Origin of the sequence: Prauserella marina (assembly GCF_002240355.1) — a bacterium.
Classification (GTDB): domain Bacteria; phylum Actinomycetota; class Actinomycetes; order Mycobacteriales; family Pseudonocardiaceae; genus Prauserella_A; species Prauserella_A marina.
Window position 1 is genome coordinate 2398423 of record NZ_CP016353.1, and the last position, 24857, is coordinate 2423279.

21 protein-coding genes are annotated in these 24857 nt (G+C 68.5%); 13 read left to right on the plus strand and 8 right to left on the minus strand.

Annotated elements, in window-relative coordinates:
- The first annotated feature begins 17 nt into the window (after positions 1-17).
- Positions 18-1607: an acyl-CoA synthetase gene (locus BAY61_RS11095; protein WP_091795968.1), complete on the plus strand. Its 1590-nt coding sequence runs from the start codon at positions 18-20 to the stop codon at positions 1605-1607.
- A gap of 50 nt (positions 1608-1657) precedes the next feature.
- Here BAY61_RS11095 and BAY61_RS11100 read toward each other — a convergent pair whose 3' ends face one another.
- The gene (locus BAY61_RS11100) at positions 1658-2446 is read right to left on the minus strand and encodes a crotonase/enoyl-CoA hydratase family protein (RefSeq protein ID WP_091795970.1); all 789 of its coding nucleotides are present in this window, start codon (positions 2444-2446) and stop codon (positions 1658-1660) included.
- A 113-nt stretch (positions 2447-2559) separates the two neighbouring features.
- On the opposite strand from BAY61_RS11100, the gene BAY61_RS11105 reads away from it, so the two are divergent.
- The 4 genes from BAY61_RS11105 to BAY61_RS11120 all read left to right on the plus strand — a co-directional run bounded on the left by BAY61_RS11105 (position 2560) and on the right by BAY61_RS11120 (position 6493).
- Positions 2560-4191, plus strand: coding sequence for an acyl-CoA synthetase (locus BAY61_RS11105; RefSeq protein WP_091795972.1), 1632 nt, complete (start codon positions 2560-2562; stop codon positions 4189-4191).
- Between the two features lie 15 nt (positions 4192-4206).
- Positions 4207-5325 (plus strand): NAD(P)H-dependent flavin oxidoreductase, encoded by a 1119-nt coding sequence (locus BAY61_RS11110; RefSeq protein WP_091795975.1) that lies wholly within the window; start codon positions 4207-4209, stop codon positions 5323-5325.
- A gap of 107 nt (positions 5326-5432) precedes the next feature.
- Positions 5433-6026 carry a hypothetical protein gene (locus BAY61_RS11115; RefSeq protein ID WP_245865991.1) on the plus strand — a complete coding sequence of 198 codons (594 nt, stop codon included), beginning with the start codon at positions 5433-5435 and terminating at the stop codon, positions 6024-6026.
- A gap of 26 nt (positions 6027-6052) precedes the next feature.
- Positions 6053-6493 (plus strand): SRPBCC family protein, encoded by a 441-nt coding sequence (locus tag BAY61_RS11120; protein ID WP_091795978.1) that lies wholly within the window; start codon positions 6053-6055, stop codon positions 6491-6493.
- 7 nt (positions 6494-6500) lie between these two features.
- On the opposite strand, the gene BAY61_RS11125 is transcribed toward BAY61_RS11120, so the two are convergent.
- The 4 genes from BAY61_RS11125 to BAY61_RS11140 all read right to left on the minus strand — a co-directional run bounded on the left by BAY61_RS11125 (position 6501) and on the right by BAY61_RS11140 (position 11754).
- Positions 6501-8189, minus strand: coding sequence for a fumarate hydratase (locus BAY61_RS11125; RefSeq protein ID WP_091795981.1), 1689 nt, complete (start codon positions 8187-8189; stop codon positions 6501-6503).
- A 332-nt stretch (positions 8190-8521) separates the two neighbouring features.
- Positions 8522-9553, minus strand: coding sequence for a sigma-70 family RNA polymerase sigma factor (locus BAY61_RS11130; protein WP_091795984.1), 1032 nt, complete (start codon positions 9551-9553; stop codon positions 8522-8524).
- A 267-nt stretch (positions 9554-9820) separates the two neighbouring features.
- Entirely contained in the window at positions 9821-10246 is a 426-nt protein-coding gene (gene dtd / locus BAY61_RS11135; RefSeq protein ID WP_091795987.1) for a D-aminoacyl-tRNA deacylase, read from the minus strand.
- Positions 10243-11754, minus strand: coding sequence for a DUF7782 domain-containing protein (locus BAY61_RS11140; protein WP_091795990.1), 1512 nt, complete (start codon positions 11752-11754; stop codon positions 10243-10245). The genes dtd and BAY61_RS11140 overlap by 4 nt, the downstream gene beginning before the upstream one ends.
- A 51-nt stretch (positions 11755-11805) precedes the next feature.
- On the opposite strand from BAY61_RS11140, the gene BAY61_RS11145 reads away from it, so the two are divergent.
- The gene (locus BAY61_RS11145) at positions 11806-13089 is read left to right on the plus strand and encodes an amidohydrolase (RefSeq protein WP_091795993.1); all 1284 of its coding nucleotides are present in this window, start codon (positions 11806-11808) and stop codon (positions 13087-13089) included.
- 92 nt (positions 13090-13181) lie between these two features.
- A complete protein-coding gene (locus BAY61_RS11150; RefSeq protein WP_245865992.1) occupies positions 13182-13496 on the plus strand; it encodes a DUF3099 domain-containing protein in 315 nt (104 codons plus the stop codon).
- Positions 13497-13504: 8 nt separating this feature from the next.
- Here the strand turns inward: BAY61_RS11150 and BAY61_RS11155 are convergent, their stop codons facing one another.
- Both BAY61_RS11155 and BAY61_RS11160 read right to left on the minus strand, forming a co-directional pair.
- Positions 13505-14386: a carbohydrate kinase family protein gene (locus BAY61_RS11155; protein ID WP_091795999.1), complete on the minus strand. Its 882-nt coding sequence runs from the start codon at positions 14384-14386 to the stop codon at positions 13505-13507.
- A complete protein-coding gene (locus BAY61_RS11160; RefSeq protein ID WP_091796001.1) occupies positions 14383-15312 on the minus strand; it encodes a pseudouridine-5'-phosphate glycosidase in 930 nt (309 codons plus the stop codon). The genes BAY61_RS11155 and BAY61_RS11160 overlap by 4 nt, the downstream gene beginning before the upstream one ends.
- A 133-nt stretch (positions 15313-15445) precedes the next feature.
- On the opposite strand from BAY61_RS11160, the gene BAY61_RS11165 reads away from it, so the two are divergent.
- Entirely contained in the window at positions 15446-15706 is a 261-nt protein-coding gene (locus BAY61_RS11165; RefSeq protein WP_176879485.1) for a DUF3039 domain-containing protein, read from the plus strand.
- Here BAY61_RS11165 and BAY61_RS11170 read toward each other — a convergent pair.
- A complete protein-coding gene (locus tag BAY61_RS11170) occupies positions 15670-17097 on the minus strand; it encodes a YhjD/YihY/BrkB family envelope integrity protein (protein ID WP_245865993.1) in 1428 nt (475 codons plus the stop codon). The two genes, BAY61_RS11165 and BAY61_RS11170, sit on opposite strands and share 37 nt — an antisense overlap.
- A 247-nt stretch (positions 17098-17344) precedes the next feature.
- On the opposite strand from BAY61_RS11170, the gene BAY61_RS11175 reads away from it, so the two are divergent.
- From BAY61_RS11175 to BAY61_RS11195, 5 genes are all read left to right on the plus strand, one after another.
- Positions 17345-19096 carry a DEAD/DEAH box helicase gene (locus BAY61_RS11175; RefSeq protein WP_091796007.1) on the plus strand — a complete coding sequence of 584 codons (1752 nt, stop codon included), beginning with the start codon at positions 17345-17347 and terminating at the stop codon, positions 19094-19096.
- Positions 19097-20159: 1063 nt separating this feature from the next.
- Positions 20160-21296 carry a sugar ABC transporter substrate-binding protein gene (locus tag BAY61_RS11180; RefSeq protein ID WP_091796011.1) on the plus strand — a complete coding sequence of 379 codons (1137 nt, stop codon included), beginning with the start codon at positions 20160-20162 and terminating at the stop codon, positions 21294-21296.
- 73 nt (positions 21297-21369) lie between these two features.
- Positions 21370-22143 carry an ATP-binding cassette domain-containing protein gene (locus BAY61_RS11185; RefSeq protein WP_091796014.1) on the plus strand — a complete coding sequence of 258 codons (774 nt, stop codon included), beginning with the start codon at positions 21370-21372 and terminating at the stop codon, positions 22141-22143.
- Between the two features lie 52 nt (positions 22144-22195).
- A complete protein-coding gene (locus BAY61_RS11190) occupies positions 22196-23644 on the plus strand; it encodes a sugar ABC transporter permease (protein WP_091798689.1) in 1449 nt (482 codons plus the stop codon).
- A gap of 25 nt (positions 23645-23669) precedes the next feature.
- Positions 23670-24830 (plus strand): ROK family transcriptional regulator, encoded by a 1161-nt coding sequence (locus BAY61_RS11195; RefSeq protein ID WP_091796017.1) that lies wholly within the window; start codon positions 23670-23672, stop codon positions 24828-24830.
- The last annotated feature ends 27 nt before the right edge of the window (positions 24831-24857 follow it).

Sequence of the window (24857 nt, forward strand, 5' to 3'; positions counted from 1 at the left end):
AGTTCTAGATTTGGTGGATGTCGACTGACACCGCAGCCCACTCCGGGGCTTCCGCGAACACCGAGACCATCGGCCTCTGGAACATCGCCGCCGAGACGCCGGAGCGCCTCGCTGTGGTCGATCCGGACGGCACCGAGATCAGTTACGCGACGCTGGCCGCGAAGGCCAACGCCTACGCCGGCGGGCTTCGCGAACTGGGACTTGGCACGGGGGACGTCGTCGTCGTGCTCCAGCCCAACGGTGTCGAACTGCTCGCGGCGTATTTCGCGGCGATCCAGTCGGGCCTCTACGTGGTGCTGGTCAACTGGCATCTCGTCGGGCCGGAGGTCGCCTACATCCTCACCGATTCGGGAGCGAAGGCGTTTCTTGCCCACGAACGGTTCGCCGACATCGCCGTCGCGGCGGCCGACGAGGCCGGTCTGGCGGACAACGCGAGGTTCGCCGTCGGCGACGTGCCCGGCTTCACCGACATCGCGCGGCTGGGCGAAAGCACGCAAGGCCGCCCAGCCGGGCGCACCGCTGGCTCGCCCATGCTGTACACCTCGGGGACGACGGGACGGCCGAAGGGTGTGCGCAGGCCGCTCACCGGGCAGGATCCCGATGCGGTGCCCGCCGCCTCGACCTGGTTTTTCGGGATTTTCGGGCTGCGGCAAGGAGATGGCCACGTTCACCTGTGCGGATCGCCGCTCTACCACACCGCCGTACTGAACTTCGTCGCGATTTCGATCCAGCTCGGGCATTCCGCGGTGCTCATGGACCGCTGGGACGCCGAGGACATGCTCGTGCTCATCGAACGCCATCGCGTGACGCACAGCCACATGGTGCCCACCCAGTTCCGGCGGCTGCTGGCCCTGCCGGAGGAGGTGAGGGCCCGCTACGACGTGTCCTCGCTCAGGGCCATGATCCACGGCGCCGCGCCGTGCCCTCAGGAGATCAAGCGGCGCATGCTCGAATGGTGGGGTCCTGTCGTGATCGAGTACTACGCGGCCACCGAAGGCGGCGGCACCTCGATCGGCGGCGAGGAGTGGCTGCGCAAACCGGGCTCGGTAGGCAGGCCATGGCCGGGTTCGGTCGTGAAGGTACTCGACGACTCCGGAGCCGAACTGCCGCCGGGACAGACCGGCACGGTGTACCTGCGCATGGGTGGTTCGTCGTTCGAATACCACAAGGACAAGGCCAAAACGGAGAAAGCACGCGTCGGCGACCTGTTCACCCTCGGCGACGTCGGCTATCTCGACGAGGACGGCTACCTGTTCCTGCACGACAGGAAAAACGACATGATCATCTCCGGCGGGGTCAACATCTACCCGGCCGAGATCGAGAACGAACTGGTGCTGCACCCGAAGGTCGGCGACGTCGCGGTGTTCGGCGTCCCGCACGCCGACTGGGGCGAACAGGTCAAGGCGGTCGTGCAACCGGCGGAGGGAGTCGCGCCCTCCGAGGAGCTGACGGAGGAACTGCTCGCCTATGCCGCGAGCAGGCTGGCGAAGTTCAAACTCCCTCGCAGCGTCGACTACGTGGAGCTGCTTCCCAGGGACCCCAACGGAAAGCTCTACAAGCGGCGGCTTCGCGACCCCTACTGGCGCGATCACGGCACCGCGATCTGAGCCGGGAAACGCGCGGACGGCGCCGGGCGCAGGCGCCGCCCGCGCCCGGCTCAGCGACCGGTGAAACGCGGCGCGCGCTTCTCGGTGAACGCCCTTGGCCCTTCCTTGGCGTCCTGGCTGGCGAACACCGCCATGCCGTACTTTGCCTCGACGGCGAACGCGTCGTTTTCGTGCATGCCCTCGGTGTCCCTGATGGTGCGCAGGATGGCCTGAACGGCGAGTGGTCCGTTGGCCGCGATCCGGTCGGCGATCTCGATGGCCTTGTCCAGCGCCGTCCCATCGGGAACGACGTGGCCGATGAGCCCGATCTCCTTGGCCTCCGCCGCGCCGAAATGCCTTCCGGTCACCAGTAGTTCCGCGGCAACGGTGTAGGGGATCTGCCTGGGCAGCCGCACGGCCGACCCGCCGAGCGGGAACAGGCCCCAGCGCGCCTCGGCGACCCCGAAGGTCGCGCTCTCTCCCGCGACCCTGATGTCGGTGCCTTGCAGGATCTCCGTGCCGCCCGCGATCGCGGCTCCTTCCACCGCCGCGATGAGCGGCTTGCGCAACCGGCGCCCCTTCAGCAGCCCCTCGATGGTGCTGGGGTCGAAGGAGCCGCTGCCGAACGCGGCGTCGGGGCTGTTGCGGTTCATCGACTTCAGGTCGGCTCCGGCGCAGAACACGCCACCGGCGCCGGTCAGTACACAACTGCGGATCTCGGGGTCTTCGTCGACGCGATCCCACGCCTCGACCATGATCGCCATCATCTCGCCGGTCAGCGCGTTGCGCGCGGAAGGCCGGTTCATCGTCACCACAAGCGTGTGCCCGCGTTGTTCTACCAGTGCGTGCGGCTGCTCCATCGCGGTCTCCTGCCTACTCGGCCACGAACGTCGGCCGGGAACACCGGCGGGCAACCTGTGCCGGACCCGGATCGTGCATTGCCCGGAACGATAACATGTTCTAGTTTAGCTGCGTGGCCCTCAACATCGCGGATTTACTGGAGCACGCCGTCGACGCCGTGCCGGAACGCACCGCGGTCATCTGCGGCGGTGAGAATGTCAGCTACGCCGAGCTCGACACGCGCGCCAACCGGCTCGCCAACTACCTTGCCTCGGCCGGGATCGGCAAGGGTGATCACATTGGTGTCTATTCCCGCAATTCCATCGAGATGATCGAGACGATGTTCGCCGCGTACAAGCTGCGGGCGATCGCCGTCAACGTCAACTACCGCTATGTGCACGCCGAACTGGCCTACCTGTTCACCAACGCCGACCTCACCGTGCTGGTGCACGAGAAGCAGTACTCCGCCAAGGTCGCCGCCGTCCTGCCGGAGGCGCCCAAGCTGAAACATGTTTTAGCAATTGACGATGGCTCGTCGGAGGAGCGCGCGGATACGCCCGACTCCGTCGTCACGGTCGGCTACGAGCAGGCGCTGGCGCAGGGCAGCCCTGAACGGAACTTCGCGGAGCGCAGCCCCGACGATCTCTACATCCTCTACACCGGTGGTACGACCGGGTATCCCAAGGGCGTGCTGTGGCGGCACGAGGACGTGTGGCGCGCGCTCGGCGGTGGTATCGACTTCATCACCGGCGAGTACGTCGCCGACGAGTGGACGTTGGCGGAACAGGGAAAGGCGGGCGGCCTCGTCCGGCTTCCGGCTGCTCCGCTGATTCACGGCGCGGCGCAGTGGGCGGCGTTCGGCGCGCTCTTCGCGGGCGGCACGGTGGTGTTCGTGCCGCAGTTCGACGCCGACGAGGTGTGGAGGGCGATCGAACGGCACAAGGTGCAGGTGCTCACGATCGTCGGTGACGCCATGGCGCGCCCGATGCTCGACGCCTACCGGGAGGGCGGCTACGACGCCTCGTCGCTCGTGGCCGTTTCCAGCCACGCGGCGTTGTTCTCCCATTCGGTCAAGCAGGAATACCTCGCCGAGTTTCCCGGTGTCGTGCTGACCGACGCGATCGGTTCGTCGGAAAGCGGCTTCACCGGTATCGGGATGATGGGCAAGGACGCCGACCATTCCGCGGGACCTCGCGTCAATTTCGGCAAGGACGCCATCCTGCTCGGCGACGACGACGAGATCGTTCCGGTCGAGCCGGGCGCGATCGGCCGGATCGGCAGGAGGGGACACGTTCCGCTGGGCTACTACAAGGATCCGGGCAAGAGCGCGACGATCTTCGTCGAGGCGGGCGGCGCCCGCTACGTGGTTCCCGGCGACTACGCCCGTTACGAGGCGGACGGCACGGTGACCTTGCTCGGCCGGGGTTCGCAGTGCGTCAACACCGGAGGGGAGAAGGTGTTCCCCGAGGAGGTCGAGGCCGCGCTCAAGTCGCATCCCGACGTGTTCGACGCGCTCGTCATCGCCGTCGCCGACGAACGCCTGGGGCAGCGGGTCGGTGCCGTCATCGCGCCCCGCGCCGGAAGGACACTCGATCTCGGCGCGGTCGAGGACCATGTGCGCACCAGGATCGCCGGGTACAAGGTGCCGCGCAGCACCTGGATCGTGCCCGAGGTGTCCCGGCTGCCCAGCGGAAAGCCCGACTACCCGTGGGCGCAGCGGCACGCGGCCGGCAACGAACCCGTCGCCGCGCAGCCGACCAACTAGAAGGAAAGGCACGTCATGCGTACGGTCCTGTGCGACACGCTCGGCACGGAGTTGCCGATCGCCGGATTCACGCCGTCCGAGCATGTCGCCGCGGCGCTCAGCAGGGCGGGCGGACTCGGTGTGCTCGGCTGCGTCCGGTTCAACGACGCCGAGGAACTGGACAAGGTACTCGGCTGGATGGACGCCAACACCGACGGCAAGCCCTACGGTGTCGACATCGTGATGCCTGCGAAGGTGCCCGCCGAGGGAAAACAGGTCGACCTCGACAAGCTGATTCCGGAGGAGCACAAGGCTTTCGTCGAGCGCACGCTCGCCGAACTCGGGGTTCCCGAGTTACCGGAGGGCACCGAGGAACGCGCGGGCGTCCTCGGCTGGCTGCACTCGGTGGCCCGCTCGCACGTCGAGGTCGCGCTGGAGCACCGCATCGCGCTCATCGCCAACGCGCTCGGCTCTCCACCGCCGGATGTCATCGGGCAGGCACACGAGCACGGTGTTCCGGTCGCGGCTCTCGCGGGAACCGCCGAGCACGCGGCCAGGCACGTGGCGGGCGGGGTCGACATCGTCGTGGCACAGGGTTACGAGGCGGGAGGGCACACCGGCGAGATTGCCTCCATGGTGTTGCTGCCGGAGGTGGTCGACGCGGTCGGTGACCGGGTGCCGGTGCTCGCCGCGGGTGGCATCGGCTCGGGAAGGCAGGTCGCCGCCGCGCTCGCGCTCGGCGCGGCGGGTGCCTGGACGGGCTCGGTGTGGCTGGCGACAAGGGAATACCTGGAGACCATGCCGGAGTCGGAGGCCATGCAGCAGGCTCTGCTCGCCGCGACCTCGGCCGACACCGTGCGGACCCGGATCTACACCGGCAAGCCCGCTCGGCTGCTCAAGACGCGGTGGACCGAGGCGTGGGCGCGGCCGGATGCTCCGGAACCGTTGCCGATGCCGTTGCAGAACCTGCTCGTCTCCGGGGCGCACAACCGCATCCACGCCGCCGCCGACCCGAGCGTGGTGTCGATGCCAGCCGGTCAGGTGATCGGCGGGTTGCACGAGGTACGTGCCGTCGCCGACGTGGTCGCCGAGCTCAGGACCGGTTTCGACGCCGCGGTCGGCAGGCTGAGCACCATCAGGGACACCACCGGCTGAACGACGGCACCGTGCAACCCCTTCCGGTACTCGTTACGTCTTCCCTGCACGAGGCGAAAGCCGGGGCGGCAACCGTCCCGGCCGCGAACCGGAAGGGGAGATACCCGATGAGGCCGAGCACCAGCGATTCGCGACCCGCGAAGACAGGGTGGCGGCGGGCGGTCACCGGTCCCTTCGCGGCCTGTGCCGTACTGCTGCTCGTGGCGGGCTGTGGTCAAGCAGGTCAGGACGGCCAGGCCGGTCAGGAGCGGGAATCACCGAGCGCGCCGCCCGCCACCTCGCAGCCGAGTCAGCCGCCTGCTGGGGACCCGGAGTCGAGCGACCTGCCGCGCGACTCGGGCAAGGAACCGCCAGAGACGACCGAACCAGCCGAACCGGGAGCGGGCGCGGGCGCGGCGGCCGTGCCGAAGGCACAGCTCGACGGCAGCGGCCTCCCCAAGGGCTATCCGGTCGACGTCACCGAGTCGGCCGATGGCCGCACACTCACCGTCATCGGGCAGGAAGGCGGGTGCAGCAAGGCGAGTGCCGAGGTCGCCGAGCAGACCGCTGAGCACGTGGCCCTCACCATGGTCGAGACGTTCCCTGCCGACAAGAACATGATGTGCACGATGGACATGCGCTACCCGCCGCTGACCGTCGAACTGGCCGAACCGCTCGGCGACCGGCACCTGGCACTCGACTACGTCAAGCGCGAGGAGTGAGCGGATCACACGGTTAGAGTGACCGCATGGCACTACGTCAGGTCAGCGTCACGCGCACGATTCCCGCTCCACCCGAACGGATCTTCGACCTGCTCACCGACCCCGCGAAACATCCGTTGCTCGACGGATCGGGGTCGGTGAGAGCGGCTACCGGCGCCAACCCGGCCAGGCTGCGGATGGGCTCGACGTTCGGCATGGACATGCGCATGGGCGCGCCCTACCGCATCCGCAACACGGTGGTCGAGTTCGAGGAGAACCGGCTCATCGCCTGGCGGCACTTCTTCGGCCACCGCTGGCGGTGGCAGCTGCGGCCGGCAGGCGAGGGCAGGACCGAGGTCACCGAGACCTTCGACTGGTCGACGGCCAGGATCCCGCGCTTCATCGAGCTGACCCGCTTCCCCGCCAAGAACAAGATCGGCATCAGGAAGACGCTCGATCACTTGGCGGGGATGTTCGGCGCGGAGTAGCGCCGCCTCAGCGGAACGCGATCTGCAACACCGGTTCCGAGGTCTCGGCGAAGAAGTCGTTGCCCTTGTCGTCGATGACGATGAACGCGGGAAAGTCCTCGACCTCGATCTTCCACACGGCTTCCATGCCCAGTTCAGGGTATTCGAGGACGTCGACCTTCTTGATGCAGTCCTTGGCCAGCCGCGCGGCGGGTCCGCCGATCGAGCCGAGGTAGAACCCGCCGTGCGCGCGGCAGGACTCGGTGACCTTCTTCGACCGGTTGCCCTTGGCCAGCATCACGAGTGAACCACCCGCCGCCTGGAACTGGTCGACGTAGGAGTCCATCCTGCCTGCCGTGGTGGGACCGAAGGAGCCCGAGGCGTAGCCCTCGGGGGTCTTGGCAGGGCCCGCGTAGTACACGGGGTGGTTCTTGAGGTATTCCGGCATGTCCTCACCGGCGTCGAGCCGCTCGGCGATCTTGGCGTGCGCGATGTCCCTTGCCACCACGAGCGGCCCGGTCAGGCTCAGCCTCGTCTTGACGGGAAGCTCGGACAGCTGCTGCCTGATCTGCTCCATCGGCCGGTTCAGGTCGACGGTGACGACCTCCTCGGACAGGTCGTCCTCGGTGACCTCGGGGAGGAACCGGGCCGGGTCGCGTTCGAGCTGCTCGATGAATACGCCCTCCGCGGTGATCTTGGCCTTGGCCTGCCGGTCGGCCGAGCAGGACACCGCGATGCCCACCGGGCAGGACGCGCCGTGCCGGGGCAGCCGGATCACGCGCACGTCGTGACAGAAGTACTTGCCGCCGAACTGGGCGCCGATGCCGAACTGCCGCGTCATCTCCAGCACCTGCTGTTCCAGGTCCGGGTCGCGGAAGCCATGACCGAGTTCGGAACCCTCGGTGGGAAGGTCGTCGAGGTAGCGCGCGGAGGCGAGCTTGGCGACCTTGAGGTTGAACTCGGCCGACGTGCCGCCGACGACGATGGCGAGGTGGTACGGCGGGCAGGCCGCCGTTCCGAGGCCGCGCAGCTTCTCGTCGAGGAACTTCGCCAGGCGCTTCGGGTTCAGTACGGCTTTTGTTTCCTGGTAAAGGAAAGTCTTGTTCGCGCTGCCGCCGCCCTTGGCCATGAAGAGGAATTCGTAGGCGGGGTCGGTGTTGTCGGGCGTGCCGCCGGCGGGATTGTCCTTGTGGTACAGCTCGATCTGTGCCGGCAGGTTGGTGCCGGTGTTGCGCTCATCCCAGAAGTTCACCGGGGCCATCTGCGAGTAGCGCAGGTTGAGCTGCTGGTAGGCCTCGAAGATTCCCTCCGAGAGCGCCTGCTCGTCGTTGCCTCCGGTGAGCACGCCTTCGCTGCGCTTGCCCATCACGATCGCGGTTCCGGTGTCCTGGCACATGGGCAGCACGCCTCCCGCCGAGATGGCGGCGTTGCGCAGCAGATCCATGGCGACGAACCGGTCGTTGCCACTGGCCTCGGGGTCGTCGACGATCGCCCGCAATTGCGCGAGGTGCGAGGAGCGCAGCAGATGCTGGATGTCGGTGATGGCGGTGCGCGCCAGCGTCGTGAGTGCCCGCGGGTCGACTTCGAGAAAACGGCGGCCCGCCGCCTCGACGATCCGCACACCCTCCGGCGTGACCAGCCGGTACTCGGTGTGGGTGTCCTTGTTCAGCGGAAGGACTTCGGTGTGCTGGAACGATGTGGTGGGAGAAGAAGTCACGGCTCGGGCTCCATCGCACGTGGTCAAAGGGAGTTCGACCGTACCGCGCCGCGAGCGGGCTCCGGTGGGGGTACCGGCTCCGCGCGACGGAGATCACGACCGCGGCGCCACCGGCTTCGCGGGCTCACACGAGGAAGGCCGGGCCCACCCCGACGGGACCCGACCTTCCTGGGAAAGCGGCCGGTGCACCCCGGCACCTGCCGCGTGGCCAGTGCCTGTGGACCGCCGGTCAGCCTAAGCGCCGGTAGTCCATGTCTGCGGGTAGCCGGTGGCGGGCCGGTTAATCATCCAGCCCGGGACGCGACCCTTGGTGCTGTCTCGGTTACCGGGTGTCAGCTCGCGTAAGCGCGCAGCCGGTCGGCGCGCTCGCCCTGGCGCAGCTTCGACATGACCTCGCGCTCGATCTGGCGCACCCGCTCCCTTGAGAGGCCGAAGTGCTTGCCGATCTGGTCGAGCGTGCGCGGCTGTCCGTCGTCGAGGCCGTACCGCAGCCTGATGACGTACTGCTCCCTGTCGTCGAGCGTGCCAAGTACCCGGCGCAGATCGTCCTGGAGCAGGCCGGAGATGACGGCGCTCTCGGCATCGGTCGCCTCGGAGTCCTCGATGAAGTCGCCGAGCGGCGCGTCCTCCTCCGTGCCCACCGGCATGTCGAGGCTCACCGGATCGCGGGCGTGGTCGAGCAGGCTGGACACCTTCTCGGCCGCGATACCCGATTCCGAGGCAAGTTCCTCGTTGGTCGCCTCCCTGCCGAGCTGCTGGTGCAGGTCGCGCTTGATCCTCGCGAGCTTGTTGACCTGCTCGACGAGATGCACCGGCAACCGGATGGTGCGGCCCTGGTCGGCCATGCCCCTCGTGATCGCCTGCCTGATCCACCAGGTGGCGTAGGTGGAGAACTTGAAGCCCTTCGAGTAGTCGAACTTCTCGACGGCGCGGATCAGGCCGAGGTTGCCCTCCTGGATCAGGTCGAGCAGCGGCATCCCGCGGCCGGTGTAGCGCTTGGCCAGCGACACCACGAGCCGCAGGTTCGCTTGCAAGAGGTGATTCTTGGCGTTGTGGCCGTCGCGGACGAGTGCCGACAGCTCGGCGCGCCGTGCGCGCGAGGGGTTCTCCTCCGTCTCCAGCATGTGCTGGGCGAACACCCCCGCCTCGATCCGCTTCGCGAGGTCGACCTCCTGGGCCGCCGTCAACAGCGCTGTCTTGCCGATGCCGTTGAGGTAGACGCGAACCAGGTCGGCGGCGGGGCCTTGTGCGTCGAGATCGGGCTCCTCGCTTGGCGCGGGGGCCACGTCATCCGCGAGTGCGGCCATCGGGATGTCCCGCTCGCGGATTCCGCGGGCCTCACGATCGAGAGTCTGGACGGACATTCTGCCTCCCCGGTCAACGGGCTGACGTGAGGCGTGCTCACGCCTGCGTTGCGCTCGTGTACCCGGCCTGTGGAACCCGGCACTCGAAACCGGCTTACGCCAGTCATCGGGAATAACGTCACCGGGGCCGGAAACGTTCCCGGCATCGCCACGTTGTTGAGCTGCTCACGACTCGCGACTCTCAAGTAACGCTGAGCTTGTCTCCGACCGATTGTCATGGGCCGCCTGTGCGTTATGTGGTCAGTGAGGCTGTTTTCTTTACCTGGTCTAAACCTCGATCATGACCGTGAAGGGGCCGTCGTTGACGCTGTGCACGGCCATCATCGCACCGAACCGGCCGGTTTCGACGGTGGCACCGCGCAGCCGGAGTTCGGTCACGACGGCGGTCACCAGTTCCTCCGCGTGCTCCGGCTTCGCCGCCGCGGTCCACGATGGACGCCTGCCCTTCCGGGTGTCGCCGTACAACGTGAACTGGCTGACGACGAGCAGTGGTGCATGCGCGCTCGCGCATGATTGTTCGTCGCGAAGGATGCGCAGTTCGTGCAGTTTGCGGGCCATCGTCCCGGCTTTGTCCGCGGTGTCGTCGGTGTGAATTCCCAGTAATACCAACAAGCCCTGTCGTTCGATCGCGCCGACGACCGTTCCCTCGACCGTCACGCTGGCTTCGCTGACTCGTGCCGCGACCGCCCTCATCCACCGTGCTCCGGCTGATCGTGGGGAACGAGCATGCCGTGCCGCACCAGTTCCCCGACGACCGGCAGCGCCGCCGCCGTCAATTCGTCGGTGGCCACGCCGTGTGCCATGGCAAGCAGGCCGAGCAGATCGGACAGCGGGAGCAGGCCCCTGCACCCCGCGAGCAACGCGGTCGTCAGTTCGTCGGCCTCGTGCTGCCAGCCCGGCCCGTCCGTGCGATGCAGCCTGCGAATCGTCGTGGCCCAGCCCTCGTCGCCCGGTTCCGAAATTTGTTCCAGCACCACGCTGTCGGGCACCCGGAAGGTCTGCTCGGCGAGATTCGCGCCGTGCGCCCGCAACCAGTCGACGCGATCGAGCCAGCCGGCCGCCTCGCCGCCGAGCGGATCGTCGTAGGCGTGCCGCAGGTCCTCGCACACGATGGCGGGCACGGAATCGGTCCTGCGCAACGTGACGAACCCGAAGCCGACGCCCTCGACGTCGTTGTCGGCGAACCAGTCCAGCCACGCGCCCGCCTTGGCCTTGCCCTCGTTCGAGTGGGGGTCGATGCCCGCGTCCCGCAACCAGGTCCCCACATAGAGGGCGGGCTCGGCGACGTCGCGCTGGACGAACCACGCGTCGGTACCGGCCGGCAGCCAGCGGCTCACCCGGTCGGCCCAGTCCTCGCCCGCACGGTGCAGCCACGAGGCCAGCACGTGCCCTGTTCCTCCCTCGGTGAGGAAACCGGGGAGCTGGCGCACCACCAGCGCGCTCGCGTCGTCACCGGCCAGGCCGGAATCGCGGTAGACGTAATCGACCCTCGCCGGGCCGACCACGAAAGGAGGGTTGCAGACGATTTGGTCGAATCGCCGCCTCGCCACCGGCGCGAACCACTCGCCGCGCAGCGACTCGACATCCAGTTCGTTGAGCCGGAACGTCGCCCCCGCCAGCCGCAGCGCCCGTTCCGACACGTCCGTGGCGGTGACCCGCCGCGCGTGCCTCGCCGCGTGCAACGCCTGCACCCCGTTGCCGGTACCGAGGTCGAGCAGGGAGCCGACCGGCCGCCTGCTGGTGGCCCTGATGAGGCTCAGCGAGGCGTGGCCGACCCCGAGTACGTGGTCCTCGGTGACGGGGCGGCCGAGCTGGTCGGAGTCGAGGTCGGAGACGACCCACCAGCTGCCCTGCTCGTCGCCGTGGGGGCGCACGTCGAGCGCGGCCCGCAGTCCGGTGCCCTCACCGGCGCGGAGCAGCCCGGCCTCGACGGCCTCGCCGACCCCGAGCGGGCCGAGCGCTGTCGCGACGGCGTCCTCCCGTTCGGTCTCGCCGAGCAGGAACAGCCGGATCAGCGTGCCGAGGTCGCCGGCGTCGAGGCTCGCCCTGTGGGCTGGCACCGGCTCGCCCCTTCCCAGCGCCGCGTGCGCGGAGGAGCCGAGCGCGGTCAGCACGCCGTCGGCGTCGTAGTCCGCGTCCTGGAACGCCGTCCGCAGCTTGGCGCACACCTCGGCGGAAAGGGCTGGAAGTTCACTGTTCACGGTGGGTCATGTTCCCATGCGCGGGGTTGCCGCCCGTGGTCAGATGGTCCGGTGAACACCGAAAGCGTGGCGGCGGTCACGGCCCGTCTCGACAGCGAACCCGGCTTCCTCGCCGATCTGGAAGCGCTCTACACCGACCTGCACCGCCATCCCGAACTCGGCTTCGCCGAGACGCGCACGGCGCGGGTACTCGCCGACCGGCTCACCTCGGCGGGCTACGAGGTGCACACCGGCATCGGCGGCACCGGCGTGCTCGGCGTGCTGCGTAACGGCGAAGGCCCTGCCGTGCTGCTGCGCGCCGACATCGACGCGCTCCCGGTCGAGGAGCGCACCGGCCTGCCCTACGCCAGCACCGCGCGCGCGGTGGACGCCGAAGGCAGGGACGTGGCCGTCATGCACGCGTGCGGCCACGACATGCACGCCACGTGGTTGTCCGGTGCCGCCGCGTTGCTCGCCGAGTCGCGCGAGGCATGGTCGGGCACCGTGCTCGCGGTGTTCCAGCCCGCGGAGGAAGGCGGTTCCGGCGCGGCGGCGATGGTCGCGGACGGTCTCTTCGACGTCGCCGGTACCCCTGACGTCGTGCTGGGCCAGCACGTCACCCCAGGACCGGCGGGCTGGGTGCTGACCAGGCCGGGACCGCTCATGGCGGGAACCGACGCGATGCGGGTGACCTTGCACGGAAGGGGAGGGCACGGCTCGCGGCCGGAGACCACGGTCGATCCCGTCGTGCTCGCCGCCTCGGTCGTCCAGCGGTTGCAGACCATCGTCTCCCGCGAACTCGCCGCGACCGATTCGGCCGTGCTGACCGTTGGTTCGCTGCATGCGGGCACCGCGCACAACGTCATCGCCGACGAGGCCACGATGGAGATCAACGTGCGCACGTTCGACGCGGCGGTGCGCACGAGGGTGCTCGCCGCGATCGAACGCATCGTCAAGGCCGAGTCGGAGGCGTCGGCCGCTCCGGCGCCACCCGACATCGTCGAACTGGCCACGTTTCCCGTGCTTGCCAACGACGAACAGGCCACGGCGCGGGTCAGGGAAGCGTTCACCGGGCACTTCCCGCACGGTGACGTATGGGACGCGCCGCTGGTGACCGGCAGCGAGGACTTCGGCGAACTCGCCGCGGCCGCGCAGGTGCCATCGGTCTTCTGGCTCGTCGGTGGCATGGACAAGCGCGAGGTGCTGGAGGCGATGGGAGCGGGACGGTTCGAAACGGACATTCCCTCCAATCACTCGTCGTTGTTCGCTCCGGTCATCCATCCCACCCTGCGTACCGGGGTCGAAACGCTCGTCGTCGCCGCGCTGGAATGGCTCGGCTCCCCGCCTGTCGGCTGAGATCGCGGAGTGGGAGGATGAAAGGTGGCGATCGCTGCGAGAGGTGCGGCGGCACCGGTGGGCTCCTTGAACGGAACACGGAGGTGGAGCCGGTGAGCGAGCACGAGAAGAACGCGGACCCGGTGTTGATCACCGAGGCGGCACCGTCCTACGACGACGAGCTGGCCGCAAGGAAGCGCAAGTACATCCTGACCATGGGCATGCGCTTCCCGTGCATCATTCTCGCCGGGATCTTCTACCACACGTGGTGGCTCGCGCTGGCCTTGCTCGTACTGTCCATTCCACTGCCGTGGATCGCGGTGCTCGTCGCCAACGACCGGCCGCCTCGCAAGTCGGAGAAGGTCAGCAGGTACCAGCGGGAGACGCACAAGCTCGACAGCGCCGAGCACCGCACGATCGACGGTTGACTCCGCCGTCAGCGCTGCCGGCGCTGTGGTTGCGCGCCGATCACGCTGACCGCGCGGGTGCCGAGCGCCACCCCGGACCGCAAACTGTCCACAGTGGATTTACCGTGCAGCCACGCGCTCAGCAGGCCCGCGTTGAACGCGTCGCCCGCACCGGTGCTGTCGACGCAGTCCACCCGCTCGGCTTCGACGGAGACGACCTCGTCGGCGCCGATCCAGGTCGCGCCCGCGAATCCGGAGGTCACCACGACGGCGCCGACCGTGCCGAGCAACCGCCGCGCATCGGCTGGGCCCGGGGAACCGGCGAGCGCGGCCAGCTCCACCTCGTTGGGCAGCAGCAGGTCCACGCCCTCGATGTCGGCGAGGAACGCGGCCGGATCGGTGAGCAACGCCGCCGACTGCGGGTCGACCGACGTGCTCAGTCCCGCCGCTCGCGCGGCGTGAAGCGCCGCGAGTCCCGCTGGACGGGACGAGGGGTCGAGCAGGACGTATCCGGAAAGGTGCAGGTGGGCAGCCCCTTCCAGGGCCGAGGAGGTGATGTCGGCTTCGGCGAGCCGCTTGTTCGCTCCCCGGTCGGGCAGCATGCTGCGCTGGCCGTTCTCGTCGACGAGCACGATGACACAGCACGTCGCCTCGTCGGGGTCGGCCGCGAAGGCACAGTCGACACCGGCGGCCTCCAGTTCGGCGCGCATCATGCGCCCGCCCGCGTCGTCGCCGACCCGCGCCACCAGCGTCGGGGCCGTTCCCGCCTCGGCAAGCCACAACGCCGTGTTGGCCCCGGCCCCTCCACCTGCCAGCCGCACCGTCGCCCTCGTGTCGCCTCCGTGCACGACGGGGCCGTCGTGCCTGGCGACCACGTCGAGCCCCGCGTCGCCGACGACGACCACCTTCACGAGGCCAGCTCCACGGCCACCCGCGCGGCCAGCTCGACGTTGGACACCACGAGGTCCTCGTTGGCGTCGAGGCTCACGCCCTCGCTCGCGGTGTGGAAGTGTTCCAGCAGAACCGGGGTCACGTCGGAACCGTGCACGTCGCGGGCGCGCAGCAGTTCCAGTCCTTCCGCGAGCAGCCGGTCGTGCAGTTCACGGTCCATTTCGGACTTCGCGGGAATCGGATTGGCCAGCAGGACCCCGGAATCGGCGAAATGCCGGTGTGCCCTCACGACGTCGGCGACCTGCGAGGGCTCGTCCACCCTGCGCGGTACCGGAACTCCGGAGGAGCGCAGATAGAAGCTGGGGAAGTCGTCGGTGCGGTAGCCGAGCACCGGCACCGAATTGGTCTCAAGCACCTCAAGGGTCGCCTCGATGTCGAGGATCGACTTCATCCCCGAGCACACCACCAGCACCGGGATCCGTTCCAGCGCACCGAGATCGGCCGAGACGTCCCACGTCGCCGTCGTGCCGGGCAGCGGGTGGTGCACACCGCCGAGCCCGCCCGTGCCGAACACCTTGATACCGGCCGCGTTGGCCAGCGCGGAGGTGGAGGCCACCGTCGTGGCGCCGGACCGGCCGAGCGCGATCGCGGGCCCCAGATCGCGCAGCGACAGCTTGTCGAGGTCGGCGCCGGGTTCGCACAGCCGTTCCAGCTGTCCGGCCGAGAGTCCCACGAGTGCCTGGCCGTCGAGTACCGCGATCGTCGCCGGGATCGCGCCCTGCTCGCGCACGGTGCGCTCCAGCCGGTGGGCGACCTCCAGGTTGCGGCCGGGAGGAAGACCGTGGGAGAGCAACGTGCTTTCGAGTGCGACGACCGCCCTCTCCTCGGCCAGCGCGTCGGCGACCTCGGCCGACATGGCGAGGAGCGGGAGTTGAGAGCTGATCATGAGTAGGCATCCTCGCTTACCAGTGGCTTGGGCAGTGCCGGTGGGTCGCTCCACCGTGTCCGTTTTGTGCATACCGTGACCGGGTGGTCACGGCCGCGGGATGTCGTGTGGCCGCGCCCGGCCATGCGGCATCATGGAGGGCGTGAGTACGCAGACATTGCCAGAGGTCGACACGCGCCCTGAGGGCACCGACGTCACCGACGACGACGCCCCCAAGATGTTCCACTACGTGCGCAAGAACAAGATCGCGGAAAGCGCGGTCACGGGCACGCACGTGGTGGCCCTGTGCGGTGAGGTGTTTCCGGTGACCAAGTCGCCGAAGCCCGGATCGCCGGTGTGCCCTGACTGCAAGAAGATCTACGAGGGTATGCCACCCGGCGGGGGCGACGAATAACCAGCCTCGCTCGCCTGCCCCGCTGAGGGGTCCGCGGGATCGAGTGGCGGCCTGCCGCGTTCCGGTCGCCGCTCTTCGCCCGCGCCGGGATCGTCCCGCCGTTCGGTGCCGGTGCTGAACGGCCGGGTGTCCGGTGCGTCCGCGCCGTCGCCGTTCGTGCTGTTCGTGCCCTCTCCGGTATCGGGCTCCGGGGCGGGGGAGGGCTGCCGAGATGGCGTGCCGTGCTCGTGTGGCTCCCGCTCGTCCGGGGGCGCGGGCGCGGTCTCGGCGCCGCCGGCGGGGTCGTCAGCGGCTTTCGCGCCACCGCCCTGTTTCTCGCCGCCACCGGGTGCGAAGCCCGGCGCGAGTTCGGCCTTCTTGGGCCTGCGCAACGGGATGGTCGTGCGCTGCCACAGTGATTTGCTCTCCTGCTCGCGGATCCGCTCGTTGGCGCGTTCCATTTCGAGCCTGCGCCACTTGCGGCGCTGCCGCCGCGTCATCTTCGCGGGCCACAGTTCCTGGATGGCGCTGTTGAAATACGCGCCGGCGACGATCGCCAGCCCGATGAAGAAGGTGAACAGCAGGAATGCGATCGGGGTCGCCAGCGCGCCGTAGGTGTAGCCGGTGGTCGTGATCCAGCTGATGTAGAACCGCAGCCCGATGCTGGAAAGCAGGAAGATCACCATCGCGAGCGCCGCACCGGGAAGTCCCCTGTGCCATGGCAGCTTGCGCGGGAGGGCCAGCTTGTAGAGCGTGGCGAGCGCCAGCATCAACAGCACGCCGACGGCGGGGTAATAGCCGATGTCGACCCAGGCCGAGATGGTGGGCTGCCAATCGACGGGGAAGAACTCCGGCAGCAGGTCTGGCCCGATGGCGATGATCGGCAGCCCCACCACCAACAGAATTAAACTGATCAGATACAACAGCAGCGCGAAGATGCGCTGCCACACCTCGTTGCGCACGCCGTACTGGTCGTGGGCCACCGTGATCGCGTCGACGAACGAGGACATCGCCGACGAGCCCGCCCACAGCGATATCAGGAAACCGACCGAGACGATCTCGCCCTTACCCGTGGTGAGGATGTCGTTGACGGTCGGCTCGATGATCTGGTGGACGACACTGCCGCTGAAGACCGTCTCGGAGAAGTCGATGATGCGGTCGTGCACCTCGCGGACGACCGTGCCGCCGAACCACTCGCCGATGAAACCGAGGCTGCCGAGCAGACCCAGCAACAGCGGGGGAAGCGAGAGAGTCTGCCAGAACGCGGCTTCGGCCGCCTCGGAGAAGATGTTGCCTTCCCACGCCTTTCCCAGGGTACGGCTGATCAGGCGAAGGGGGCCCTTGCGCCGGGTCCTCCGGCTCCGGGGGCTGGCGCCCTCGCCTTGTGGCGTCGCTGGGTCTCGCGTCTCCATCGCGCCTCAAGCATGGTCCATGTCCTGGTGTTTGGCGCGGCGGGTCCCTTGAGCGCGTCGCCCGGCGTGCCGTGGAGTGGTCCTGTCGGTGGCGGCAGGTACTCTCGTCGCCAGTGCCCTCACCGCGAAAACCGGCATGGCTGCCGGGCGCGACGTCGTGGGGGCCTTCGCATGTGCGAGTGCCGTGCGGTTCTCGGAGCGCCTGGGTCTTCCAGGGAGCCGGCAGGGGAGAGGAGTTGGAGCGGCGGTGTCGGATACGGCTCAGGCCACCGCGGGGTTCGCCGCACCGGAACCCCACAACGACTCCACCGCCCGCCCGCTGCGCGCGTGGCAGCGCCGCGCGCTGACGAAATACCTGACCCGCAAACCGAAGGACTTCCTCGCCGTCGCCACCCCCGGCGCGGGAAAGACGGTGTTCGGGCTGCGCATCGCCGCCGAGTTGTTGTCCGACAGGACCATCGAGGCCATCACGATCGTCACCCCCACCGAGCATCTCAAGCACCAGTGGGCCGTCTCCGCGGCAGCGGCTGGTATCGCGATCGACTCCAACTTCCGCAACACCTCGGCCGTCACCTCATCGGACTACCAGGGCGTCGCCGTCACTTACGCGCAGATCGCCGCCCATCCCAACCTGCACAGGGTGCGCACCGAGAACCGCAAGACGCTGGTGATCCTCGACGAGATCCACCACGCGGGCGACGCGAAGTCGTGGGGCGACGCGGTCTTCGAGGCGTTCACACCGGCCGTGCGCAGGCTCGCGCTGACGGGAACGCCGTTCCGCAGCGACGACTCGCCGATTCCCTTCGTCAACTACGAGCCCGACGCCGACGGCGCTCAGCGCAGCAAGGCCGACCATTCCTACGGGTACGCCGACGCGCTCGCCGACGGCGTCGTGCGGCCGGTGGTCTTCCTCGCGTACTCGGGTGAGGCGTCCTGGCGCACCAGCGCCGGTGACGAGTTCACGGCCAGGCTCGGCGAACCACTCACCGCGGAGCAGACCGCCCGAGCGTGGCGGACCGCGCTCGACCCCGGCGGCGAATGGGTGCCGTCGGTGCTCCAGGCGGCCGACACCCGGCTCACTCAGCTTCGTGCCGCGGGGATCCCTGACGCGGGCGGGCTCGTCATCGCCACCGACCAGGACTCGGCCCGTGCCTACGCCAAGATCCTCGCGAGGATTTCCGGCGAGCAACCGGTCGTCGTGCTCTCCGACGATCCGAAGGCATCGGCGAGAATCGGCGAGTTCTCCGATTCGGGGGAGCGCTGGCTCGTCGCCGTGCGGATGGTGTCGGAGGGCGTCGACGTGCCGAGGCTGGCCGTCGGCGTTTACGCCACGTCCGCGTCGACGCCGTTGTTCTTCGCGCAGGCCATCGGCCGGTTCGTGCGATCGCGGCAGTCAGGCGAGACGGCGAGTGTCTTCCTGCCGAGCGTCCCCGTGCTGCTGGAACTGGCCAGCGAACTGGAAGCCGAGCGCGACCACGTCCTCGGCAAGCCGCACAGGGAGAAGGACGGCTGGGACGACGAACTGCTCGTCGCCGCCAACCGCACCGAGGACGAGCCCGGCGAGGAAGAGAAGGCGTTCACCTCGCTCGGTGCTTCCGCCGAACTCGACCAGGTGATCTACGACGGCAACTCCTTCGGCACCGCCGTGTTCTCCGGCAGCGAGGAGGAGCAGGAATACCTCGGGCTGCCGGGACTGCTCGAACCGGATCAGGTGCGCGCGCTGCTGCGCAAGCGGCAGGAGGAGCAGCTCTCCGACGCGAAGCGGCGCAAGCCGGAAGCCGAGCAGGCCAAGGCGCCGCCGAGGCCGCGTTCGGTCGGCGAGCGGATCCAGTCGCTGCGCAAGGAACTGAACACTCTGGTCGGCGTTTATCACCACCGCACTCGCAAGCCACACGGCGCGATCCACAACGAGCTGCGGCGCATTTGCGGTGGCCCGCCAACGGCCATGGCCAGCATGGAGCAACTTGAGGAACGGATCGCCACCCTCCGCTCCTGGTAGCGCGCGAGCACGGGCCCCATCCCGAGCCCGGGCCCGAACCTGAGCGCCGGGCCCCATCCCTGGCCCCGAACCTGGGTGCCGGGCCCCGAACCCCGGCCCCGAGCGCCGAGCCTGAGCGCCGCGAGGCCGAGCCCAAGCGCGTTCGTCGGGAGGCCCGGGAGCCCGGGAGCCCGGCCGGATGCCCAGCGAGCACCGGGAGCCCGGCCGGGTGCCCCGTGCGTCCGGCCCCGTTCGCGAGTCCCCCGTCCAGGCCGCCGAGTTCCGCACTCAGGCCGTCGAGATCCGCGGTCACGACGCTGAGAACCGCACTCGGGACGGCGAGATCCGCACTCGGGACGGCGAGATCCTTGTTCGGGTCCGTGAGTCGCGCCGTCAGCTGTCCGCTTCCACGCCGGTGTACATGAGCCTGTCCTCGCGATGCCGGGAAGGTCGCGGAGCAGGCGCGAGATGTCCGTTGGCGCCACCTACCAGTCAGGATGGTCATCGCTTGGTACGGAGACCGCTGGGCGCCGGACATCGGACCGGACAACATGACAATCGCGTGCCCACCGCGGAACTCGCCGTCCAGTGTGTGCATCTCGCCGTCCCGGATACCGATCTCGGCGTCGTGAGTGCGGATCTCGGTCTCCTGAACGCAGACCTCGCGTGCCGGGGTGCGAGTTCGCCGTCCCGAACGCGGGTCTCACCACCGCGTACGCGGAACTCACCGTCCTGAGTGCCGAGCTCGCCGTCCCGAAAGCGGATCTCGGCGTCCTGAGTGCGGATCTCGCTGTCGTGAGTGCGGGTCTCGGCGTCCTGGACGGGGGACTCGCCGATGGACCCCGGCAACCGCCTGCCAGTCCCACCAGCACCCGGCAACCGACTGCCGGCGCCCCGTCAGCGTCTCGGTCTCCTCTCACCCGGGTTACCAAACCGTGTCCGGGACCCGGTACTCAATCGATACAGAGGTGCTTCCGTCCACCCGCGTTCCGGGCATATGTTGTCGGCCACAACATTTCGCGCGACGAGGCGCCGGCCGCGGTTCGGGCCGCTGCTCGTCGGCCGGACCCGAAAGGTTCTACGGATGCGAACCAAGAGATCTCTTGCCTTCGCCGCCTCCGCCCTCGGTATCACCCTGACGCTCGCGGCCTGCGGTGCCAACAGCGGAGAAGGGAACCAGAGCGGCAACACCGGCGCCACGAGTGAAGAACAACAGGCCGCGCCCAATGGCACCGTCGGCGTGATCCTGCCGGAGACGGCGACGTCGGCGCGCTGGGAAGGCTTCGACAAGCCGATGATCGAGAAGGCCCTGCGCGCCGAGGGCTTCGATCCCGACGTGCAGAACGCGCAGGGCGACGTCCAGAAGTTCACGACACTGGCCGACGGCATGATCTCGCAGGGCGTGAAGGTGCTGGTCATCGCCTCGATCAACAGTGAGGTCGGCAGCGCTGTCGCCGCCAAGGCGAAGAACGCGGGTATCCCGACGATCGACTACGACCGCCTCAATCTCGGCGGCGGCTCCGACTATTACGTCTCGTTCGACAACGTGAAGGTCGGCGAGTTGCAGGGCGAAGGGCTGGCCAAAGCGCTCGAAGGCAAGCAGGGCGCACAGGTCATCGAGATCGAGGGAGCGCCGACCGACAACAACGCGACGCTCTTCCATGAAGGCCAGCGCAACATCCTTCAACCGCTGTACGACTCCGGCGCGCTCAAGCTCGTGCAGAGCCAGCCCATCGACGACTGGAACAACCAGCGGGGCGGCACCACGTTCGAGCAGATCCTCACCGGCAACGGCGGCAGGGTCGACGGTGTCGTCGCCGCCAACGACGGGCTCGCCGGCGCGATCATCACCGTGCTCCAGAAGAACGGGCTTGCCGGAACCGTCCCCGTCACCGGGCAGGACGCGACACCGGACGGGCTCAAGGCGATCCTGCGCGGCGACCAGTACATGACGGTGTTCAAGCCGATCCAGGAGGAAGCCGACGCGACCGCGAAGCTCGCGGCGGCGCTGGCGAAGGGTGACACCGCGGCCGCCGACGCGCTCGCCAAGCAGAGCAGCCACGATCCCGAGGGCAACCGCGAGGTCAAGTCCGTGCTCCTTGAGCCGTACCTGATCACGAAGAACGAGGTGAAGCGCGTGATCGACGACGGATACGTCAAGGCTTCCGAAGTGTGCACCGGCGACCTGCAGCAGGTGTGCTCGCAGCTCGGAATCTCCTGATTCTCACCCGACCACCGGGACGGGGCGCGGGCGGCGAGCCGGTGCCTCGTCCCGGCACCATGGAGCGAACGCGATGAGTGAGCCGATCCTCGACATCAAGGGACTCAACAAGAGCTTCGGACCCGTCCACGTGTTGCACGACGTGGACGTCGCCGTCAGGGCGGGAGAAGTCCACGCGCTGGTCGGCGACAACGGAGCGGGAAAGTCCACTTTGGTCAAATGTATCGCCGGTATTCACGGGGCAGATTCGGGAACCGTCGTTTTCCAAGGTGAACAGGTGCACATCCGCAGTCCCAAGGACGCGGCGGAACTGGGCATCGAGGTCGTCTACCAGGATCTGGCGCTGGCCGACAACCTCGACGTCGTGCAGAACATGTTCCTCGGAAGAGAACGCGGAAGTTCCTGGCTGCTCGACGAGGTCAGCATGGAACGCGCGGCGAGGGAAACCCTTGCCTCCCTTTCCGTTCGAACCGTCCAATCAGTACGGACGCTGGTTTCGTCGTTGTCGGGAGGGCAGCGGCAGACGGTCGCGATCGCCAAGTCGGTGTTGTGGGAGAGCAAGGTCGTTTTGCTCGACGAGCCGACCGCCGCGCTCGGTGTCGCGCAGACCCGGCAGGTGCTCGACCTGGTCCGCAGGCTGGCCGAGCAGGGGCTCGGCGTCGTGCTGATCAGTCACAACATGGCCGACGTTTTCGAGGTCGCCGACCGGATTTCCGTGCTGTACCTCGGAAGGATGGCGGCCGAGGTGCTGACCGAGGATGTCACGCACGGTCAGGTCGTCGAGTTGATCACGGCCGGTCGTTCCGGCGATATCGGGCTCGCCAGGCCCGAAAGTGCTGTCCTGTAAGCGATCCCAACAGTGGCATTGTGAGCATGACGTGAACGAGGAAGAACCGACCATGACCCAGACCCCGCCGAAGGCGCCGAAAACGCCGTCGTCGTCGCCGAACACCCCGCATACGTCGATCACCGATTTCGGTATCGACACCACCACGATGTCGACACCGGAAGCGATCCGTGACTACGGGTCCAGGCTGAGGGCGGGCCAGCTCGGTTCCCTGCCCGCGCTGCTGGGACTCGTCGCGCTCGTGAGCATGTTCGCGGCATTGTCCGACGTCTTCCTCTCACTGACCAACATCGCGAATCTGCTCGCGCAGGGTGCCGGCCAGACGATCATCGCGATGGGCATCGTCTTCGTGCTGCTGGTCGGGGAGATCGACCTCTCGGCGGGAACGGCCTCGGGGGTGGCCGGAGCGGTGCTCGCGATGCACTACGCGGAGAACGGGAATCTGCTCGGCGGTATGGGGTCGACGGTGTTCGTCCTGTTCATCGCCGTGCTTGCGCTGGCGGCGCTGCTCGCGGCCCTGCTGCGCATCTGGGCGGGCGCTGGAATATCGGTGCTCGGCATCGTGATCACGGCCTCGGGCATGGCGGCGAATCCGTGGATCGAGATGCTGCTCGCATTGTGCGTCGGCACCGCGATCGGCTGCATCACCGGCTATCTCGTCTCCCGGATCGGTATGCCGTCCTTTGTGGTCACCTTGGCGCTTTTCCTTGCCTGGCAAGGGGTGATCCTCCAGTTCATCGGAGAGGGCGGGGTCATCGGCATCAGCTCGTCGAACGTGCTCAACCAGGTCGCCAACGGGAATCTGTCCACTGTGGCGAGCTGGGTGCTCTACGCCGTCACCGCGGGCGGGTTCGCCGCGGCTTCGTTCGGGCGGCACTTCACCAGACTCAAGCGCGGCCTGGTGACCCAGCCGACGCCGATCGTGCTGTTCAAGGTCGGTGGCATCGCGGTGATCGGCGCCGCGGTGACGATCCTGCTGACGATCAACAGGTCGACGAACCCGAACGTCGTGATCTCCGGCGTGCCCTATGTCGTGCCGATCGTGCTGGCCCTGCTGGTGATCGGCACCTACGTCCTCAACAGGACGCAGTACGGACGGCACATCTACGCCGTCGGCGGCAACAGGGAGGCGGCGCGCCGCGCGGGTATCAACGTCACCAAGATCAGGGCGAGCGTGTTCGTGGTCTGCTCGTCGGTGGCCGCGCTGGGCGCCATCGTGTACTCGTCCAAGGTCGGTTCCGTCGATCCGCAGGCCGGTGGCCTGAATACGCTGCTGTTCGCCGTCGGCGCGGCCGTCATCGGCGGTACGTCGCTGTTCGGAGGGCGGGGAAGGGTGTCGGACGCGGTGATCGGCGGAACGGTGCTCGCCGTCGTCGCCAACGGACTGGGCCTGCTGCGCCAGCCCGCCGCCGTCGTGTCGATCGTCACGGGTCTCGTGCTGCTGCTCGCCGCGACCGTCGACGCGCTGTCCCGCCGCAGGGCGGCCTCAGCGACACGATGAATTCGGGTGATGGAACGATAACCTCGTGACCAGCACACCCGTTGCCAGACCCGACGAGGTGCGCCGGTACAACCGCGCGAGCCTGTTGCGGCTGCTGCATGTCGCGGGACCGCGCACGCGGGCGGCGCTGGCCACCGAACTGGGCCTGAACCGCAGCACGATCAAGACGCTGGTCGACGGGCTCGCCGAGTCCGGTGTGGTCGAGGAGCGGGTGCCGAGGCCGGGCCGCGGGGCGGGCCGCCCTTCGCTGCTGGTGTTGCCGCAGCCACAGGCCGCCGTCGTGCTCGCGATCAACATCCAGGTGGAGTTCGTCGCCATCGCGCTGGTCGGTCTCGGCGGGCAGATCCTGGGCAGGAACAGCTGGAACCTGCATCAGCGGACCAGGGCACCCGACGACGTGATCACTCACGTGATCGAGTCGACGACTCTGCTCGCGGCCGATCTGAATCTGCGGCCGGTCGCGGCGGGGGTGTCGCTGCCCGGGGTGGTGCGCCGGTCCGACGGGCACGTGCACGAGGCCCCCAACCTGCGCTGGACCGACGTCGCGCTGGGCCAGCGGCTCACCTCGGCGCTGGACGTCCCGGTGGTGGTGGGCAACGACGCCGAACTCGGCGCGCTCGCCGAGCACCTGAGGGGCACGGCTCGCGGCGCGTCGGACATGGTGTTCATCTCCGCCGACATCGGCGTCGGCGGCGGAGTGATCGCGCAGGGCATGCCGCTGCGTGGCGCGGCGGGCTACGTCGGTGAGGTCGGGCACATGGTGGTCCGGCCAAGGGGGCGGTCCTGCTATTGCGGCAACGAGGGCTGCTGGGAAACCGAAATCGGCGAGGCCGCGCTGTGCAGGGCACTGAAACTGCCCGAGGAGAGCACGAGGGGCACGATCGTCGCCGAGCTGCGTGATCTGTCTCACGACAGCCGGGGCTGGCTCGACGAGTTCGCCGAATGGCTGACCCTCGGTCTCGTCAACGTGGTCAACCTGTTCGGGCCCGAGCTGGTGGTGCTCGGCGGCCTCTTCACGGGATTGCCCGCGCCCGTGCTGGACAAGATCGGTGAGCAGGTACGCGACCGCAGCCTGGTGAGCAGGGCGCTCGGCGGGGTCCGGATCGGGACGTCGGCGCTGGGTAACGACGTGAAGCTGCTCGGAGCCGCCGAGGCGGCCTTCGAGGGCGTACTGGATTCCGTGTAGTAGTTCGCGGGCCTGTGCGCTTCACTG